Source organism: Pseudomonas sp. UME65, assembly GCF_014170225.1.
Taxonomy (GTDB): Bacteria; Pseudomonadota; Gammaproteobacteria; order Pseudomonadales; family Pseudomonadaceae; genus Aquipseudomonas; species Aquipseudomonas protegens.
In genome coordinates this window covers 756,044-773,993 of the sequence record NZ_LZZQ01000014.1, presented here as the reverse complement: position 1 = coordinate 773,993, position 17,950 = coordinate 756,044, and the positions used below count along the sequence as shown (strand labels likewise).

General features: G+C 58.7%; 13 protein-coding genes. 8 read left to right on the top strand and 5 right to left on the bottom strand.

Annotated features, from left to right (window positions below):
- Window positions 1-13: 13 nt before the first annotated feature.
- The 5 genes from A9971_RS23675 to A9971_RS23655 all read left to right on the top strand — a co-directional run bounded on the left by A9971_RS23675 (window position 14) and on the right by A9971_RS23655 (window position 7,057).
- Window positions 14-1,084, top strand: a complete 1,071-nt coding sequence (locus A9971_RS23675; protein ID WP_009616207.1) for a ComEC/Rec2 family competence protein — start codon at window positions 14-16, stop codon at window positions 1,082-1,084.
- A gap of 85 nt (window positions 1,085-1,169) precedes the next feature.
- Window positions 1,170-2,495: a hypothetical protein gene (locus A9971_RS23670; RefSeq protein ID WP_009616208.1), complete on the top strand. Its 1,326-nt coding sequence runs from the start codon at window positions 1,170-1,172 to the stop codon at window positions 2,493-2,495.
- Complete coding sequence (locus A9971_RS23665; RefSeq protein WP_009616209.1) at window positions 2,488-3,237, top strand: chromosome partition protein MukE; 750 nt, start codon at window positions 2,488-2,490, stop codon at window positions 3,235-3,237. The genes A9971_RS23670 and A9971_RS23665 overlap by 8 nt, the downstream gene beginning before the upstream one ends.
- A 2-nt stretch (window positions 3,238-3,239) precedes the next feature.
- The gene (locus tag A9971_RS23660) at window positions 3,240-6,164 is read left to right on the top strand and encodes a hypothetical protein (RefSeq protein ID WP_009616210.1); all 2,925 of its coding nucleotides are present in this window, start codon (window positions 3,240-3,242) and stop codon (window positions 6,162-6,164) included.
- An 83-nt stretch (window positions 6,165-6,247) separates the two neighbouring features.
- A complete protein-coding gene (locus A9971_RS23655) occupies window positions 6,248-7,057 on the top strand; it encodes a hypothetical protein (RefSeq protein ID WP_126547487.1) in 810 nt (269 codons plus the stop codon).
- Window positions 7,058-7,154: 97 nt separating this feature from the next.
- Here A9971_RS23655 and A9971_RS23650 read toward each other — a convergent pair whose 3' ends face one another.
- Window positions 7,155-7,751, bottom strand: coding sequence for a hypothetical protein (locus A9971_RS23650; RefSeq protein ID WP_009616212.1), 597 nt, complete (start codon window positions 7,749-7,751; stop codon window positions 7,155-7,157).
- Between the two features lie 615 nt (window positions 7,752-8,366).
- On the opposite strand from A9971_RS23650, the gene radC reads away from it, so the two are divergent.
- On the top strand, window positions 8,367-8,876 hold the full coding sequence (radC, locus tag A9971_RS23645) for a DNA repair protein RadC (RefSeq protein ID WP_009616213.1): 510 nt from the start codon (window positions 8,367-8,369) through the stop codon (window positions 8,874-8,876).
- Between the two features lie 52 nt (window positions 8,877-8,928).
- Here the strand turns inward: radC and A9971_RS23640 are convergent, their stop codons facing one another.
- Window positions 8,929-9,738, bottom strand: a complete 810-nt coding sequence (locus tag A9971_RS23640) for a hypothetical protein (protein WP_009616214.1) — start codon at window positions 9,736-9,738, stop codon at window positions 8,929-8,931.
- 593 nt (window positions 9,739-10,331) lie between these two features.
- Here A9971_RS23640 and A9971_RS23635 point away from each other — a divergent pair.
- Together A9971_RS23635 and A9971_RS23630 are read left to right on the top strand one after the other, a co-directional pair.
- Window positions 10,332-11,162 (top strand): DUF932 domain-containing protein, encoded by an 831-nt coding sequence (locus tag A9971_RS23635; RefSeq protein WP_009616215.1) that lies wholly within the window; start codon window positions 10,332-10,334, stop codon window positions 11,160-11,162.
- Window positions 11,163-11,241: 79 nt separating this feature from the next.
- Entirely contained in the window at window positions 11,242-13,278 is a 2,037-nt protein-coding gene (locus A9971_RS23630; protein WP_009616216.1) for a ParB/RepB/Spo0J family partition protein, read from the top strand.
- 237 nt (window positions 13,279-13,515) lie between these two features.
- On the opposite strand, the gene A9971_RS23625 is transcribed toward A9971_RS23630, so the two are convergent.
- From A9971_RS23625 to A9971_RS23615, 3 genes are all read right to left on the bottom strand, one after another.
- Entirely contained in the window at window positions 13,516-13,713 is a 198-nt protein-coding gene (locus A9971_RS23625; RefSeq protein WP_024128486.1) for a hypothetical protein, read from the bottom strand.
- Window positions 13,714-14,021: 308 nt separating this feature from the next.
- Entirely contained in the window at window positions 14,022-16,166 is a 2,145-nt protein-coding gene (locus tag A9971_RS23620; protein ID WP_009616217.1) for a DEAD/DEAH box helicase, read from the bottom strand.
- On the bottom strand, window positions 16,166-17,785 hold the full coding sequence (locus A9971_RS23615; RefSeq protein ID WP_024128487.1) for a dsDNA nuclease domain-containing protein: 1,620 nt from the start codon (window positions 17,783-17,785) through the stop codon (window positions 16,166-16,168). The genes A9971_RS23620 and A9971_RS23615 overlap by 1 nt, the downstream gene beginning before the upstream one ends.
- Window positions 17,786-17,950: the final 165 nt, after the last annotated feature.

Sequence of the window (17,950 nt, the reverse complement as noted above, 5' to 3'; positions counted from 1 at the left end):
GCAAGAGGGATGTATGGCTGACTACTTTGAGATCGATTTTCTTGGCGTCGAAACAGCGAAGAGCGGTGATGCAATCACGCTGCGCTACTCGGTAAATGGCACCGAAGGCATACACGTGGTTGACGGTGGGTATCTGGATACCGGTGATCAGATCGTGGAGCACCTGAAAACCTACTATGGCACAACGGTTATCGATCACGTGATCCTCACGCATCCGGATCGCGATCACGCCAATGGGCTTCGAAAAGTCTTGGAGCAATGTACGGTCAGGAATCTCTGGATCAATAGGCCGTGGATATATGCAGAGCAGTTAATAGATCGATTCGAGACCTATGAGTCAGTGGAAGCGCTGAGGCGGAAATTACGTTCTGTCTACGATGCCACTGCAGCTCTTGAGGACATTGCGCTTGAGAAGGGAATCCCGATTCATGCTCCGCTTCAGGGGCAGAGCATCGGCCCCTTCACGGTGATGGCTCCGACGTTAGGTCGCTACATGGAATTAATCGTGGATTCCACGAAGACACCTGAAGCTGTTGAAGAAGGTGCCATGGATACTGCTCTGAGCAGCATTTTTCGGGCAGTTAAGGCTGCGACTTCCTACATCAAATCCTTGTGGGGCGACGAGTATTTTCCGTCTGCGCCAACTAGTCGCGAAAATGAAATGAGTGTAGTCCAGTCAGCTGTCCTGAATGGTCATCGCGTCATGCTTACTGGCGACGCCGGGCGTGAAGCGCTGCAAGAGGTGATTGACTACGCACCTTTTGCGGGACTTACGTTGCCCGGCATTCGGTATTTCCAGGTGCCGCATCATGGCGGGCGACACAATGTTTCGACTGAGATTCTGGATCAGTTGGTTGGCCCAAGGTTGGACAGCATGCCAGACAAACATACCTGGAATGCCATATGCAGCTCCGCTAAGGCGGATGAGGATCATCCACGGAAGTCGGTGATTCGCGCTGTACTGCACCGGGGTGGGCACTGGGCAGCAACCGAAAGCAAGAACATACGCATCGGGGCGGGTATTACCCGTGATGGCTGGGTATCAATTCCCCAAGCAGCGTATCCAGAAGAGCAAGAAAGTTGAGTCTAGTAGAGGCGCGGCCCTGCTTTTTAGGCTCCAGAGCAGGGGCAGTCTATGGCCCATTTATTTGTAGTAGGTCCGAGTCTCAATGAAACCACGGTCTTTCATTCGTGCGCTTGGTGACTACTGGGACATCGTAAGTTCCATCTGGTCTCGGTACGAAACCCGCACCCTGACCGAGCGCGAACTGCTACATATCGTACGCCCGCTCACTATCGGTACCGATCAGCCTGAGCAGGTAGCAGTCAAGCGCATGGTCGATATCGGCATCCTTTCGGAGTTCTCCCGCGGTGGGCAGGGCTATTCACTGAATCTGCAGATCGTACCCTTTGTGCAGTTTTTGCTGGATGAGCAGAGTCTGGGCTTGATCGAGGAGATCAGCGCTAACGCCAACAGGCTCGAGGGGCACCTTGAAGAACTGGCTGCGGCCCTGCTCAGCGGTCGGCGCACCGGTTTTTTCGCCAAGTCCCAGGAGATGCAGTCGCGCTTTCAGACGTTGCGCCGCATGGTCGAATCTAATACGCGTGCTATCTACGCGCTGGTGGACAAGGCCAAGCGCTCGGATCAGAGCCAGCCGCTGGCCGAGCGTTATGAGCAGGTGATCAAGGCCTGGGACGAGTACGTAACACCGGCACTACAGATGAAGAGCATGGGTGGGCCGTTCGATCTTTCGCTCATGCGCATCAAGCGCACTCTGCAGGAGTGGCAGCAGGACCCGGCGCTGCACCTGCTGAGCATGGATGATGCACGCTACGAAATCGACAGCATCCTGTTTCGCATGCTCGATTTTCGCGAGAGTCTCAATCATTCGATCGAGAACATGGCGAGCCATCTGGCGCCGCTGGTGCGCCAGGCGCAAATTAATGCGCGCATTGCCCAGGGAGCGGCGCTGGGCCTTCAGGACCTTGGCCACCACAGCAGCCAATTGGCGCGCAGCGACACTCTGGCCCTACCGCCGCGCAAGCGACGCGTCCATAAGCCTGACCAGGATTCGCTGCAGGCCTGGTGGGCGCAGCTCAAGGAGCTACAGTCGATTGCCCCCGACGCGATCCTCGTGCGCGTCCCCTCGGCCGCAGCGCTCGAAGCCCGCGAGCGGCGGGAGATGTCCCCGCAGATGCTCGTGTGGCTGAAGAGTCAGCAGCCTGTCGAGGATGTCGTCGCGAAGCTGATGGTTCAGTACCCCAAGGCCCGGCCTGACTCGGTGTTGCGCGTGCTGACCCGCTTGACGATGGAAGATAAAACTGCGCCTTTCATCCAACGCCACGACGACATGCAGCACTACCGATTCGAGGAACTCGAAATCCGCATGAACCGGCGCTCATACAATGCCGAACCGGCCCCGCGGCGATTGGCCCCGATCGCCTTCTACAGCCATTACGAACCCTTGCCTATCCGAGAACCCGCCGATGGATGATCTGCCTCAGGACGAGTCTGCCGAGGATCTCGAGCTGTCGCTCGAAGATCGAGTGCGCGATGCTAGACACTATGCCCAGCGCCTCGAGCGAGAGCTCCGCCTGTTCTCCCGGATTGTCGAAGCGCTCGAGGCGGGGCGCTTTATCAGCAGCACCGACCGGATCAAGGAATATCGCGAGCTGTCGCGTTTTCAGGACACCTATGAGGTGTTGTTGCGCATGATGGGGCATGAGCTTCGACATCACCCCACAGGGTTTTACTATTTGCAGCCGCGCGAGATGAGTCAGGCCCAGCTGCCCCAGCGTGAGCGCATGGCAGCCGCGGCGATCTTCTCCCTGATTGAGCACCTGTGCGACAAGGGATTGCCGATCGAATCGATGATCACCCATGAAGAACCCATCCTCCTCGACGACCTGGGAGCGATGTTCAGCCAGTGCCACGACCGGCTCACCCGTCTGGGACTGGGCAGTGTGGAGTCATTCATCGACAACGGCATTCGCCGGCTGGTCGACGTCGGGGTGATGAATGAGCGCCGTCTCTCCCAAGACAGGGTCGCCTACACCTTGGGCCTGCCGGCCTACTTCTACCTCGACATCTGCCGGAACCTGGCTGAACAGCATCAGCAACAGCTCGAGGCCCAAGAGCGCGGGGAAGACTATTCCTACAGCGACCGCTCGGTGGACGAGCTGGCAGACGAATTTCTGAATACCCAGCCCAACGAAGACGACGAGACCCCGGAGTAACGATGCGCAGCAAAGCACTCAAGACCCGCTGGGGCGTGCGCCATTACGCCATGGTCAACTCCGGCAACCACATCATGTCGGTTTTTCCCATGGACGGGCCGCTGAGCATCTGCGGACACAACAACTTGGGTAAAACCCAGGCGCTGCAAAGCATGCAGTTTCTCTTCTTCACCCACCTTGCACACATGCACTTCGGCGCCCACCAGGCCAACACCAGCCGCGCATTCTTCTTTCCCAGCGACCACAGCTATCTACTGATGGAGGTGCTGACCCCCGACGGCGTGTTCATCGTCGGTGCTCACGGCAAAGGGCCTACCGCTGGCAACGAATATGAACTGTTCGTGGCTAAAGGTGAGCTGGACATGGATGATTTCGTCGACCCGATCAACCGCATACGCCCCTATAAGGAGCTGTTCCGGCACTGGTACGAACGGGGCATCGAGGTGCGCAACCTGACCCGCGAACAGATGCGCCAAATGCTCTATGGAGAGAGCGGGCGGGTCAAAGGCGGTGACTGGGATGTGACCATAGTGCCTCTGGCGAACGCCAACGAAAGGCGCTACCAGGTGTTCCGCCAAATCTATCGCAACCTGCTCACTCAGCAGCTACTCAAGAGCCGCGAGATCAAGGAGCTCATCCTCAACGTCTTCAGTGAAAAGCTGAGCAATGCCAATTTGAATTTCCTCGAGGTCCGCGAGCGCGCGTTCCAGCGCTTTCGTCTTGCAGAGCGGGAAGTCGAGCGACTTACGTACCGTCGTGAGGACATCCTCGCCCTCGGCAAGGAATACGACGAATACACTGAACTTTCGCAAGAAGGTGGCTGGTTGGCGCGCGAGCTGCGGGTAAACCTGACCCTGGCGGTGGAGCGGGCACCGCTATGCATTGAGGAGCTCAACGCGCTTCACAAGGAAGAAATCGAAAAGCGCGCCAAGCTCAACGAACAACTTAATAGCCGCATGCAAGAACGCGATCGAGCGGTCGAGCAGCGCATCACCTTGGCCGGCCGGCTGACCCGCCTCGACGAGTTACGTGAGCGCAATGCGATGACCTGCCGCGAAACGGTCGAGAAGTCGATTCGCACACTGACAGCCCAGCACGCGACACTCAGCGATCAGTTGCGCCAGGCTGACATCTACGATGTGGCAACCGTCAGCAGCAGACTGCGCCACACTGAAAATGAAATTCGCAAGCTCAACAAGCGACTGGAGCAGGTCCGCAATGGCGACGGACTGTTGGATACCCAAGGCTTTGTCGATGCGGAAAAGGCCGAGCTGTCGCGGCTGCTTCGCAGCGACATGTTCAGCCTTGAGGCCGCAGCACTGACTGAAATCCACCCGGGCAGTTTCAACAATTGGGTACGCACCCAACTCATGTCGAAGGGAGGGCTGCTCAATTTACAGGGTTTCGAGTTAGACCTGACCGATCTGCCTCCAATGGATTTTCATGGCGATGATCCAGCACAGCTACAACAGTCAATCGCCATGTACCAAGAGGACCTGGCCAAGCTTCAGGGGCAACTCGAGGTTGCCCAGAACCAGACGCTCAAGCGTAACGAATTGGAGTCGCTGGCAAAGCAGCTGAGCAACCAGCAGGGCTACCTGCAGGAACTGACCGAGCTCGCGGCTCTGGAAACCACCGAGACCGCTGATCGCCAGGTGCTCGAGGGTGTAATGATGTGTCTCGCCCAGATCGACGAATGGCTGCAAGGGCACCAGGAGCGGATCGAGGAGGCCACCCGGGCCATCAGTGTTATCGAGCAGAAGCTCAACGATGCCCTCGAGCAGGCCCGCCAGCTCAAGGTCGTGCAGCAACACCGCCAGATCCAGAACAGTCCTTTCATTCTCGCTGAAGGGCCGAACGAGGACTTCGAGCGCGATCTCACCGGGTACAACTTCGGTGACACGTTGAATCGGCTGGAGTGGATCAGCAACGCGCTCGACCGCATAGCCCTGACCATGAAGAACTACCAGCACGCGATCGTTGGCGACCTACCTGATCTTGCCCGACATGCGAATCTGAGCGATCTGGTACAGCATGCACGCGAGCGGTTGGAAACGCTGGCGCAGATGCGTGAGATGCTCAAGCGCTACCATCAGGAGGGCATTGCCCAGCTCTCGGGAGCTCTGCGCGATCTTTCCGAGAACTACGTGACGCTGGAACACGAGATATCGCTATTCAACCGCCGGATCAATGCGCGCAAAGTCTCGAACCTTCGTGGCTTCAGGCTAGATCTGAAGAGGAACGAACCGATACTTGAAGCCATTAATATCCTGTCCTCATATATCGCCCAGGCTGACGAAAACGAGACCGACTTGTTCGGTCAGCAAGGCGGGGGCTCATCCGAGGCCGGGTTGGGGCGCGCTATGGATCGGCTATCTCGTCTGGTTGAAGATGGTCGTGACGGTACCCTCGAGCTCGGCGACCTGTTCGATATCGGATTCACCGTGGAAGAGGTCAACGGCAAGGTCGTTGTCTGCAACACACTCGACGAGCTGGCTTCTAATGGCTCGACCATGACGCTCAAACCGTTGTTGTATTTCTCTCTGATTCGCCACCTGACCGACCGTGGTGCTCGGGTCGAACCGTTCCTGCCGTTCTACTTGGATGAGATTGCTTCGGTTGATCCGAACAATCAGCGCACCATCTTGGCATTCAGCGAGAACCTTGGTTTCACTCCTGTGTTTGCATCTGTCGACCCGACTACCACGGTGCGCTATTGCATCAATATCAGTGAGTGTATCAACGCCGACAATCGTATCTATGTGACCCAGGCGGACTGGCAGCACTTCGATCACCACGAAGACGTCAAGCTGGGGCAGGCTCCGCAGCGAAGTGAGAGAGACGAGAAGTCCGAGATAGACGTCGAGCAGTTCAGTGATAGCTTGCAGGTGGCGACCGCGAAGGCTGACACGGTAGCTCAGTCATGAGTCGGTCGAGAGAGCTGGAAATACTACAGCGGTTGCGCAAAGGGCCTGTCCCTGTGCGCAGTTGGCCGAAGGCACTTGAGGCTGTGCTCGATCAGCTCAGAGTCTCCGGCATCGTCACGGTGGGCCGTGTGCCCGGGCGAATATCGCCGCATGTGATTGTGCAGCATGCCGATTCTCTGGGACAGCGTATTGCCCGGTTGCAGCCACCCAAGGATTTGGAAAGCTGTTCGGTGCGCGGCTTGAACATTATCCACGGCGGCTCGAGCAAGCGCGGGGGGAGACTGCCCTCGCTCATGATCAGTTGTAGCGCTGGCGAGGCCGTCAGGTGGGAGGATGCACAGGGTAATATCCTGCAGTGGGAATCGCCTTCACCGGCGTTTCTGAAGTTGCTATGGCACGACGAGCGCAGACCTGACGCGACCCCCAAGCCAACCGGCCATGTGGTGCTAGTGGAAAACCGTGACACCCTGCTGCATCTGCCGACACGGCTACCGGCAGTATTGAGCGGCGCGCTGGTGGCTCATTACGAAGGTTGGCTATCTGATCGGCTGCTGGCGCTGTTGGTGTCTTGGGAGGGCGCGAAGATCTGGCTGCTGCCTGACCTTGATCCAGTTGGTCTAGCCAATGCCCGGCGCATAGCCGAAGCCTTGCCCTGTGCGGGTATGCTGGTACCACTTCTGAGTCCCGAAATAGTCGATCAGTATGGAGACGAAACCATCTGGCGGGAGAGCTTTGCCCTGGTCCCGGCGCTGCTTCCTTGGCTAGAGCAGCAGGACCCACCCCTGCGGGATCTGTTCGCCCTGCTCAAATGCAAGGGTAGAGGTGTTGAGCAGGAGTATTGCCTGGCAGTGCCCTCGACCGTACTTCAACCCATAGAACTAAGAAGGGGCTGATCGCCCGACTGACCCAGTCGCAGTGGCCAATCCGATTAGTCCGGTGCGATTCGATGAGCTGCTTCAGCGGCTCCGAGAAGAGCCGCTGAAGCTTCATTTAGTTTTCTTCGAGGTTGTTAGCATAGATGTCACCCATTGCCTCGTACTTTGCTTTGATGAGATCAATGGGTGGATTTTTTGCCACAAGGTGCTTCTTGTTGAACAACGCCGGGAAAAATTCTCTGGCTAAGTCTGGTGGCACTATGGCAGTCGAAAACCACAAGTGATTCCAAGCTATAAACTCTCTTTCTGTTTCAATAGCAAAAACTGGTGAGGGCTGGAGCTTGCGGAGTTTTCGCGCCTGCTCCCTGCCGTCAATTGGGCGTGGTACGCGAACCTCATTGCCTTTCTTGTCCCAGCCTATCCAGTAGCTGTAATGGCCAACTCCGCCACCAGGCAGGACCGTCAGTTGAACGTAAGCTTTGTTGCGGAGCGGCAAGCGCATCTGGCAAATCCGCTGCATCAGGCGCATTGTGCTTTTTTGAAGGCGATCTTTTGCGGGCTCGTTCTTCAAAGTGTCCAGCAGATGGTTCCAGTTTTGGTAACCCAGGTGCTTTGCTTTGAGCTCCAGCTGACGACAGCGGGAAAGGTCGTCGGGCACGCTGTCCAGCTCCATGGCTCGAACCGCGTTAGCTACACATTCGAAATCGAACATCACAAATTTCCTCGACAAAATGCAGCCGTTAAAGCTTTCGCTTTGCTGAGCATGCTGCTTGCCGGGCGGGCCACAAGGGGAAAAATATGGGCTTCGATTTGAGCTGGTTTTCCTCGAGGCAGCAAGGCGGATACCAGAACCAGACTCGATCCTAGCAGCGGCCCTATAACGGATCAATATCTTCGTGCAGCTTGTGCTTATGAGAAACCTTCAATGGGCGACTGTTCATCTTTTGCCGCTGAGTTTTATCACTTCATTCTTTTTGACTTGAAGTTGCAAGTTCGTGTGTTCGCTATGCATTGGTGTGCCTCGGCGTTCCGCCGTCGGGCTCGCGGGCGGCGCCCCGCGCCTCGTGCCGAGTCGCGGCCATTCGGCTTTGATCCCTGATACCTCCGGCCCTTGCGGGCCTGCGCGCTCCGCTTGCCGATCCGTGGCATGGGTGGAGTGGGGGCGGTCTTGCTGTTCCCTTCACCGTATCACGGCGTTCTCGCCGTCAAGGGCTGCACGTGCCTTGCACGCTGGCGTCCTGGCGGCCGTCGGTGACCCCTGACAGCTGCGCTGCGCCGTGCTGGCGCCGGTTCCGGGCAATTCCGCCCGAGCAACCGGAGCACGATCATGTCGCAACTTTCCTTTTCCTCGTTCGATGCCATGCTGCTGGTGCGTGATGCACAGGGGCGCTACCTGCCTGCGTCTGCAGATCAGATCCTGAATATGGCGCGTCAGGTGATCGACCAGAAATACCAGCGTGGAGCGTTGTTCACGTCGCCGGAGCTGGTCAAGGACTATCTGCGCACCAAACTGGCTGGTTTTGAGCACGAGGTGTTTGCGGCGCTATTCCTCGACAGCCAGCATCGGCTGCTTGAGTATGTGGAGTTGTTTCGCGGCACCATCGATGCGGCGGCGGTGTATCCACGGGAAGTGGTGAAGGAGGCACTGCGCGTCAACGCAGCGGCGGTGATTTTCTCGCACAACCATCCGAGCGGAAATCCAGAGCCCAGCCAGGCAGATAAGGTGCTGACCCAGCGCCTCAAGGAGGCCCTGGCGCTGGTGGATGTGCGCACGCTGGATCACATCATCGTGGGTGGCGAGGCAACTGCATCATTCGCAGAGCAGGGGCTGCTCTGACAGCAGGGGGCTTCGGCCCCTTTTTTGCTGCGCCCTGCCTGCTGGCCGTGCATCACTTGTCGCTATTGCGTTCGCGTTGTCGCAGTCGCTTCACGTAGGCGCTGTCTTTCAGTTCGTCAGGGCCCAGATCCAATGCGCAGTTCACCAGCGAGGCCAGCGTGGCATCGCTGAGCCTGAAGCCTTCGGGTAGCGGACCACCGCTCTGCTCGCTGTTCTCCTCGATGGCGGCGAAGAGTGCCTTGAAGAAGTCCGCAGGCGAGTGGCGTGTGGCTGCGGTTGCGGCTCGAGTCAGCGGATCTGTGGCCTCCAGTTCGGCGCCGTTGGCATCTCTGCCCAGCGCTCGAACGAACTGTTCCACGGTGGGCCAGTACTTCCATTCGAACTGGTTGCGAACGGTGTTCAGGCGCTCCTTCACATAGGCGTTAAAGAGGTAGTGATCCTTCGCTGCGTCCTCAATTACGTTACAGACATGGTAGTGAGTGTCACTGCTGAAACCCGATGTATTGTGCAGGTTGGAGCGGTGCTCCAGCAGTTGGGCCAGTTCCTCGGCTTTCTGTGCAATCTGCTGGTTGGTGTCGACAAGTTCGTCCCGTTGAGCACGAGCCTTGGCGATCTTATCTGGGGCCCAGAATGCTGCGGTACTGAGCAAGAGGCTCAGGAATACCGAGAGTGCCCGAGGATGCAGGTGCAGTTTGTCGTACAGCTCACCGTAGGCTTCATTCAGTTCGAGGCGTCGCGCGAGCAGGCGATCGATGATGGCGTTTTCGCTGGGCAGGATGTTGTGCTCAACGTTGTAGGTTTTATCGTCGATCAGGATGTTCTCGCAGGTTTGCTGCGGGGATGGGGTCGGTGCGGTACGCATGGGTCTTCTCTGAGTAGTGAGGATGCTTTGCAGCGTAATGAGCCGAGTTGCGCTTGTCGGTACCCCAAAGCCCATTGTTCGACCTGCTCTCAGGTACCTCTGTTTTTGGGCATCCCGGCCAATGGCCGGGCGCGCTGTCATGCTGTGCATCGAGCCACGCTGCGCGAGTCTCGCCCCATTCGGGTTTCCATCGTTCCCTCACGGCGTTCGGCTGATGCCTTCGGCCCGGCTACGCAGGGCCTGCGCGCTGCGCTTGCGTGGCGTCTGCGCTAACGCTGTGGCCGTTGCCTGTCGATCCGCCTTTCCCTGAATTCATCACCTTGTCGCGACTGTAGCCCGCGGCCTTGAGCCGTCAAGGCGCGCCGGGCCATGTCCTCGGCTGCGCCTGCGGGCCGCACCTACCCGGCGCTTGTCTCCTTGACGGCCCCCGTCCGCGCGCTCCTGACCGTCGCGGGCGATGAACTCAGGAAAGACGGTGGCAACGAGGCCAGCCCAGGTCTCCGGGCCGACCCCACCGGAAGAGCCAAAAGCGGGCTCCGAATCTAGGAATCCGGTGGTGGTTTTCGACAGCAATACTTGTCAGGAGAACGACCATGCAACTTGCTTCCCGCTTCTCGTACCGCTCCCCGGTGCTGCGCTCCGAGGCTCCTTTGTCGGACGAGCAGATTCGCGCCGTGGCCCCGTCCATCTTCGCGGACGCTCCGCACGAAAGTCGCTCCGAGCGCTACAGCTACATCCCGACCGCGACCGTACTGCAAGAGCTGCGCGGTGAAGGCTTCGAGCCCTTCATGGTGTGCCAGACCCGCGTGCGCCGGGACGATCGGCGTGATTTCACCAAGCACCTGATCCGCCTGCGCCACGCCAGCCAGATCAGCGCCCGAGGTGAGGCCAACGAAATCATCCTGCTGAACTCGCATGACGGAACGAGCAGCTACCAGATGCTCGCCGGCATGTTCCGCTTCGTCTGCCAGAACGGCCTGGTCTGCGGCGACACCGTGGCGGACGTGCGCGTGCCGCACAAGGGCGACGTGGCCGCCGAAGTGATCGAGGGGGCCTACGAGGTGCTGCACGGCTTCGAACGGGCGCAGGCGTCCCGCGAGGCCATGCGCGCCGTCACCCTGGACGGCGGCGAGGCCGAAGTCTTCGCCCGTGCTGCGCTCGCCCTCAAGTATGACGACCCCGACAAGCCTGCACCGATTACCGAACGGCAGGTGTTGGCCGCGCGCCGACTCGACGACAACCGCGCCGACCTGTGGAGCGTGTTCAACCGCACCCAGGAAAACCTAATCCGTGGCGGCCTGCTCGGTTGCGGCGGCAACGGGCGTCGTCAGCGCACCCGCCCTGTGCAGGGTATCGACCAGGACCTGCGCCTGAATCGTGCCCTGTGGCTGCTGGCCGATGGCCTGCGCCAGTTGAAAGCCTGAACCCAACCCGGAGGGGCTTTCAGCTGTCCGGCCCCTCCATTTCCACCGCTGTTGTTATCCCATGAATGGAGCTATCACCATGAACGCCATCATCCACACCGAAGCCGTCACCCTGTCCACCCTGGAAGCGGCCGACCCGACCAAGAACCTGCTGTTGCTTTCGCTGGCGCAACTGCTGCCGCGCCGTTCCAAGCGTAATGCCCGCACCACGCCGCGCCTGTCCATCGACGAGTTGGCCGCGAGCATTTCCCGCATCGGCCTGCTGCAAAACCTTGTCGTCATCCTCGCTGCCGATGGCAAGCATTACGAGGTGGTGGCCGGCGATCGCCGCCTGACCTCCTTGAAGCTGCTGGCGAAGAAAAAGCGCATCGCCGCCGATTTCGAGGTGCCGTGCCTGCTGGTGCCCGACGCCTCGGCCCGCACCGTCAGCCTCGCGGAGAACCTGTTGCGCGAGCAGATGCACCCGGCCGACCAGTTCGAGGCCTTCGCCGCGCTGGTCAAGGAAGGCCGCCCCGTCGAGGATATCGCCGCCGACTTCGGCGTCACCCCGCTGGTGGTGCAACGCCGCTTGAGGCTGGCGAACGTCTCGCCACGCCTGATGGCGGATTACCGGGCCGGAAGCGTCACTCTGGAGCAATTGATGGCTTTGACCATCACCGACGACCACGCTGCGCAGGAAGCCGCGTTCTACAGTGCGCCGGACTGGCAGCGTGGCGCTGCGGCGCTGCGGGCGCGCCTGACGGAGCGCGAAATCGATGTGCGCCATCCGCTGGTGGGCTTCGTCGGGCTGGAGGCCTACACGGCGGCCGGCGGCGGCATCCGCCGCGACCTGTTTGCCGACGACGACAGCGGCACCTACCTCACAGATGCCGCGCTGCTGGAGACGCTGGTGCGCGGTAAGCTGGAGGCGCTGGCCGAGGGCGTGCGTGCTGAGGGTTGGGCCTGGGTGGAAGCCGTGCCGCAGTTCAGCTATGCGGATCGGCAGGCTTTCCAGAGCGCGCCGCGCACCCGCCGCGAACCGTCCGCCCGCGAGGCGCGCCGCATCGCTTCGCTGCAATCCCGGCTGGAAAAGGTCGATGCCGAGCTGGAGGACGCCTACGACGCCGAGGACGCAGACACGGTGCCGACGCTGGAGCAGCGGCGCGAACAGGTGGCCGCCGAGTTGCACGCCGTTGCCGAGTCCTTGCAGGGCTACACCACGGAAGTTCTGAGCGTGGCCGGTGCCGTGGTCGCCATCGACCGCAGTGGCGAGGCGGTGATCCATCGCGGGCTGTTGCGCGAGGCCGAGGCCAACGCGCTGCGCACCCTGGAACGGCTACGCCTGGGCATCGGTGACAACCATGGCACGAGCGACGAAGTAGGCGAGGGCGGCGAGCCGCCCAGGGCGGCGAGTCTGTCCGACCGGCTGGCGCAGCGCTTGAGCGCTCATCGCACGGCGGCGCTGCAGATCGAAGTAGCCAGGCACCCCCAGGTTGCGCTGGCGGCCTTGGTGCATGGGATGGTGCAAACCGCCCTGCGGGACGATTACCACGGCGACAGCATGCCGCTCGGTGTGCGCCTGATCGTGCGGGACCGACTCGACAGCCTTGCCCCGGACTGGCCGGAGTCGCCCGCTACCGTGGCGCTGCATGAGCTGCGTCAGGCCTGGGGCGAGAAGATGCCGCAGGACGGCACCGCGCTGTTCGCCGCGCTGCTGGCGATGCCCCAGGACGAGTTGGTACGGCTGCTCGCGGTGTGCGTGGCGGTGACCGTCGATGTGGTCACGCCCCGCGCTGCCCAGCACCAACCCGGAGCCGAGCTGGCGCAGGCCGTGGGGCTGGACATGGGCGCATGGTGGAAGCCGACCGCCGAGGGCTACTTCAAGCACGTCGCCAAGGCGGTGATCCTGGAGGCGGTGGGCGAGTTCGCGCCGAAGCAGGTCAACCAGCTGGCCAAACTCAAGAAAACTGACATCGCCAGCGAGGCTGAACGGTTGGTCGAAGGCACTGGCTGGATGCCGGCCGTGTTCACAACAGGGCAAGGTACGGCGGAGGCGCAGACTGTCCGGGAAGTGGCGGAGGAGTCGGAGCCGACAGAGGCTGACGACGAGGTACACAGTCACACGTTGGCCGCCTGACGCCCTCGGCGCTCCGGCAAGGAAGCCGGGACTCTGCTCACGAGCGGAGTTTCCCCGATGAGCGACCAGACCATCTGAGGCGGGCTGTTACTCTGGTCTGCCAAGACCCGCCGGCGGCCCCGGCGCGCTGCGCCGGGGTCGCCTCAAATCGGGCGTGGCAGTTCTGCCGCGCCCGGTTTTATCCAAGGGCAGGCAACAGCGCCGAAGCCAACAATCGCCTGGTGATTCTGGGGGGCGCTAATCCAGATCCAGATGCTGAGCGATGTGCTCGACGAGCTTCAGAGGCTCGCGACTGTTTACGACAGTGAACATGAGGTCGCGTTTGCTGCGGGATAGGCGCTGGGAGCAACGCTTGGCGGTGGCTTGCACCGCTGCGTCCGTGCCATGAATCTTGGCAGCGAGCAGTAGCGCTATCGTCGCATCAGTGAGGTTCACAGGCGTCTCATTGAGCTGGGGGAAGGGTGCCCGCATTCTACGGCAGCCATATTTTGATACGAAAGGATTCATCGTCCTGGGTTTCTAAGGCATGACATCAATGTCCAGGAGGTTGCGGAGTCCGGATACTGGGTGGTGTGCAAGGTGCCTTACCCTGGACGCGACAAGGCACATGTACTGCCGCTTTTGACCTGAGGCCGCCGTTGAGAAAGGCAGCAACCGGCCAAGAGCAGTCATTTACGATGGTATCCGCACGCCATCTATTTCAATTTCTTCCCGGCCTTATGCTGTTCGAATCCATGGGTGGCTCACATATCCTCTATCGCCCACTTGACGATGCTTTTCTCAAACCGACTCAGGTGTGAGTATTCCAGTCGTGGTGCCCATTGCTTAAGCTTTTCCATTAGCTGGGTCATGCCCTCGGCGGGCAGTATGGCGCTTTTGAACTTCGTCGAAATCTGCGTGGGAATCCCGTACTCGTCCAGCGCAGTGAGAAGAGGGTCGTTGAACAGGTTTTCAAGCTGCTCAGCCAAGAAGCCGAAATCACCCGGTTCAATACCTATTCGGGTGAAAACGTCAGCTTGAATTTTACTCAATGCCATGATGTCGCGTGGAAGGCGGTACGAGATCACGTTCCGAATAAACTTTAGGCGTTGGCCAATCGACTCGCTTGGAGTGCGATCTGTGGGGTCTTCATCAATAGCTTGTTGGAGGTAGGCCTGGAAATCCTTCTGTGCCCTGAGCGCATTGATGTGCCACGCCAGTTGCAGGCCGGAGTGGATACTGAATTCCTGCAGTTTATGTGGGAGGTGATCGTAGATGAGGGTGCAGAGGTATTCGAGTTGCTTCTGCTCGGGATTTCCTTTCCAGGTCAGCCATATGTGGCTGATTGCGAGCTCACGACGAATCCTGTCAGCCACTTCAATTTGACGGTCTACCGGGATATGCCGGTTCTCGATCAGCGTTGAGGAGGACAGTTGCGGTGTTGAATAGACGACTTCCAAACGCTGCCTGGATTGGTCGGTCAAATACTCTGGTTCCAACTTCATCAACAGTCCCATGGGGGAGGTGCTGTCCTGCAAACCGATCGGGTACTCGACGGTGAGGTTTTCCTCCTCGGGCGGCTCCTCCAGCATGAACACCTTGCCAATGAAATACTGGTTCATGCGACCAGCACGGCCGGAAATGTTCTTAAAGGTGAAGAAGTCAAAGGTGTTCTTGTTGATTCGCCGATCGTAGATGATGACGTTCTCAGCCGAGGTGTTAACGCCTTCGATCATCGTGGACGTGCAGATGATGTAGCGGATGGTTCTCTCGTTGAACAGCTTCACAAAGTACTGTTGAATCGCTCGGGGTACGCCGCCGTGGTGAATGCCGATTCCCAGAGAAATGGCTTTGGCCACATTCCAGTCAGGATGGTAGTTGCTGGAAATCCAGTCCGATACGTCCTTGGTCTCGGGAAGCGAAGGAAAATTACCTCTATCAATCAAAAGCTGTGCGACCCGGTTCGCGCTCGCAGGCGACTGGCAGTAGATCAGCGTAGGGGAGGTGAGTTGCTCGCACAGCTCCAGCAGCTTTTCCTTGCGCTCGTCACCACGGGTGCGCAGGTTAAAGTAGGTTACGTCCACTGCCACCGTCGAGAAGTTCGAGGGGATAAAATTGTATTCATACCCATCCAGACCTTGGATGTTATGGATGTGCGGGCCCAGCAGATAAAACTGGGCACCTAGGTTCGCTAGTTTGTGAAAGGCGAGGCTGAGGTCAACGGAGCGGTTCTTTTCTTCAGAGTCACTGGCAAGATCAAGCTTGTAGAACTCGTCAATGACGAAGAAATCGACGTCGTTCAAATCATCGCGCTGCAGCACCCGTTCCTGAGTCAGGAGGTAGACGTTGATGAGGCCAGTCTTCGCCTCCTGGCTCGGGTGAGTGATGACATTGCAGACCGATCGGAAGCGCTTCACCAGCCGGCGACGCGTTTCGTCAATCAGCGCGATGGTTGGTACGATCACCACCACTTTGCGGAATTTGCCTTGCGCCAGCACCGCATCAATGACAAGGCTCTTGCCGACACTTGTCGACGCGCTGAGCACGACGTTGCGCCCTTGCATAAGTAGGTGAAACACATTTGCCTGAAGCCGGTGGAAGACCAGGCCTTTCTCCACGCCCTCGACCCGGTGGATTTCATAGGCTAGGCGGTCTGCGGCGGACACTTGCTCGACGTGCTCTGTGATGTAGGGGAACAGACCAACAGTGCGAACCAGGCTGAGTAAAAGCGACTGTTCTATTTCGTCCAAGAACGCGAATTTATCTAGGAGACGGATCACCAGATCGCGACCCTCCCACTCAGGTTTCCCCCTGTTCACGATCTGGGTCACGCCTGCAAGAAGTCCAGTCTTGTCGCTATCTTTGCCGCCGAGCGATTCCAGCTGCTGTTTGATGATCTCGTATTTCACTAGCTAACAGCCTTGCACAGGGAGTTGAATTTCTGGACAAGCTGTCGAATGCTTTCCATTGGTACCAGAAACACGACCACCCGAACCTGTTGGATCTTCGAAGGCAAGGTGCTGAGTAAGGTCTTGTAATGCTGCGTCACTTCAGTTTTCAGGTTCGCCACGTAGTCAGCGAGAAAGCCGCCGGCCAACACTTCACTGTCGTATGCCAACAGGACTGGAAAGCAAAGCACCTTCAGCATGTCCTGGGTCGGTGCATTTTTGTGTAGCGCCTTGTTGAACGCCTCGGCGTTTGGTCGATGATGTTGAGGCTCGCGCAGGGTCACGATGATCTCGCGCTCTTCGGTCAACGCGGCTCTGGAAATCGTCGCGTCCAACACATTGCAAATATCTTTCAGCGTCTGATCCATCGTGCCGGTATAGATCATTCGCGATATTCCCAGCCAAAGCTGGTCTACCTCACCCTCGGATTGGACTACGTGGGCGTTGCCGAACTCGGAAAGTTTGCCGTTGACGGTGTAAAACGCTTTGCATGCGATCGGTTCGCTGTTTTCTCGGTGACGCAGTATGGCGTGGAGAATCAGCTCGGCGATCAAGCGGTCGCGAGAGCCAGGCGTTTGATCCAGCATGCTGATGGATTTCGCGAGCGCACTTGAGAGCTGGTGTATCTGGAAATTGGCAATCTCGCTGGCACGTAAACAAAATTCGGGAAGCCATTGCACGAGATGCTCCGCAAACTGATCGCTGCGCCACTCCTCAAAATCGTACTCCACGTCGAAGCCAGAAATGGAGCGAAGCAGCCCCGTCTCGGTGGCTGAATGAAACTCCACGAGAAACGGATCAGGTTTTGATTTGTAAGGTTTAGCGAAGGCGTTGGCTTGCTTGGACGCCGAGTCCAGCAGCGCTTTCAATCGGGCCAATGCATCGGCACGCAGGATAATTTTGTCCTGTGGTGCTATTTTGACATCGGCAGTTGCTGCGTCATCTGCCCAGCCGAGAAAATTCGCGTAGATTTCTTTCAACTGGCGGTGGGAGGGGTTCTCCCCATAAAACTCAATCACTTCGGAAAGCAGGCGCAGGTTAATAGATTCAAGAGCGTTGACCTTGCCACATACCTGCCAAACGAAGTGGTCGGCCCAGTACGACAGGTTCCGGCCCATGGCCGAAATCGACTTGGGAAAACGTTTGGCCAGCTTGATGCCCTGAGCCGTTGCCCCGTCCGGGGTGACACGCTTGTCCAGCTCCTGGGTGAAGTCCTCCAGTACCTTCGCGACATCACGTTTGGAGACGATCCGAAAACAGGCTGGCCCCGGCCTTACGTCGCATTTGAGCGACTTTTGGATCAGAGAGCTATCGGGTTTCCTGTTCTCCAGTTGGGTGCTTTCCTTCAGGTTCCACTTCCCATCCTTCTCGGTGGTTTTGACCTGGATGTATTCATTGATAGTGCTACCTGCTGACTGCTTCACCGCGACGATGTCGTCGGCGGTCTCGCATTCGATCTGCACGTAGCTGCTGTCGGCTAGCATTTTCAATATGAAGCTTACGGCAACGTGATCCTGATATTTGAACCCTTGCCGAGCCGCTGGCCCACCTTTGTTTGATGGGCGGGGAGTAGTAACCATGACTTCCTTGTACCTGTGAAAATGACTGATGCAGGTCGTTCCCATGGTGCTCAGGCTGCGAGGTGCATCACTAGATGGCGTAAAGCTACCATCATCAATATTTGTGCGACCACATTATTGGATCAACATCTACGTGCCTAACCCTTGAACCAGGGCGGGCCGGAA

Bases quoted from the DNA above. Each gene is read 5' to 3' on its own strand.
- A9971_RS23675 (WP_009616207.1), top strand. From the start codon at position 14: ATGGCTGACTACTTTGAGATCGATTTTCTTGGCGTCGAAACAGCGAAG.
- A9971_RS23670 (WP_009616208.1), top strand. From the start codon at position 1,170: ATGAAACCACGGTCTTTCATTCGTGCGCTTGGTGACTACTGGGACATC.
- A9971_RS23665 (WP_009616209.1), top strand. From the start codon at position 2,488: ATGGATGATCTGCCTCAGGACGAGTCTGCCGAGGATCTCGAGCTGTCG.
- A9971_RS23660 (WP_009616210.1), top strand. From the start codon at position 3,240: ATGCGCAGCAAAGCACTCAAGACCCGCTGGGGCGTGCGCCATTACGCC.
- A9971_RS23650 (WP_009616212.1), bottom strand. From the start codon at position 7,751: ATGTTCGATTTCGAATGTGTAGCTAACGCGGTTCGAGCCATGGAGCTG.
- radC (WP_009616213.1), top strand. From the start codon at position 8,367: ATGTCGCAACTTTCCTTTTCCTCGTTCGATGCCATGCTGCTGGTGCGT.
- A9971_RS23640 (WP_009616214.1), bottom strand. From the start codon at position 9,738: ATGCGTACCGCACCGACCCCATCCCCGCAGCAAACCTGCGAGAACATC.
- A9971_RS23635 (WP_009616215.1), top strand. From the start codon at position 10,332: ATGCAACTTGCTTCCCGCTTCTCGTACCGCTCCCCGGTGCTGCGCTCC.
- A9971_RS23630 (WP_009616216.1), top strand. From the start codon at position 11,242: ATGAACGCCATCATCCACACCGAAGCCGTCACCCTGTCCACCCTGGAA.
- A9971_RS23615 (WP_024128487.1), bottom strand. From the start codon at position 17,785: ATGGTTACTACTCCCCGCCCATCAAACAAAGGTGGGCCAGCGGCTCGG.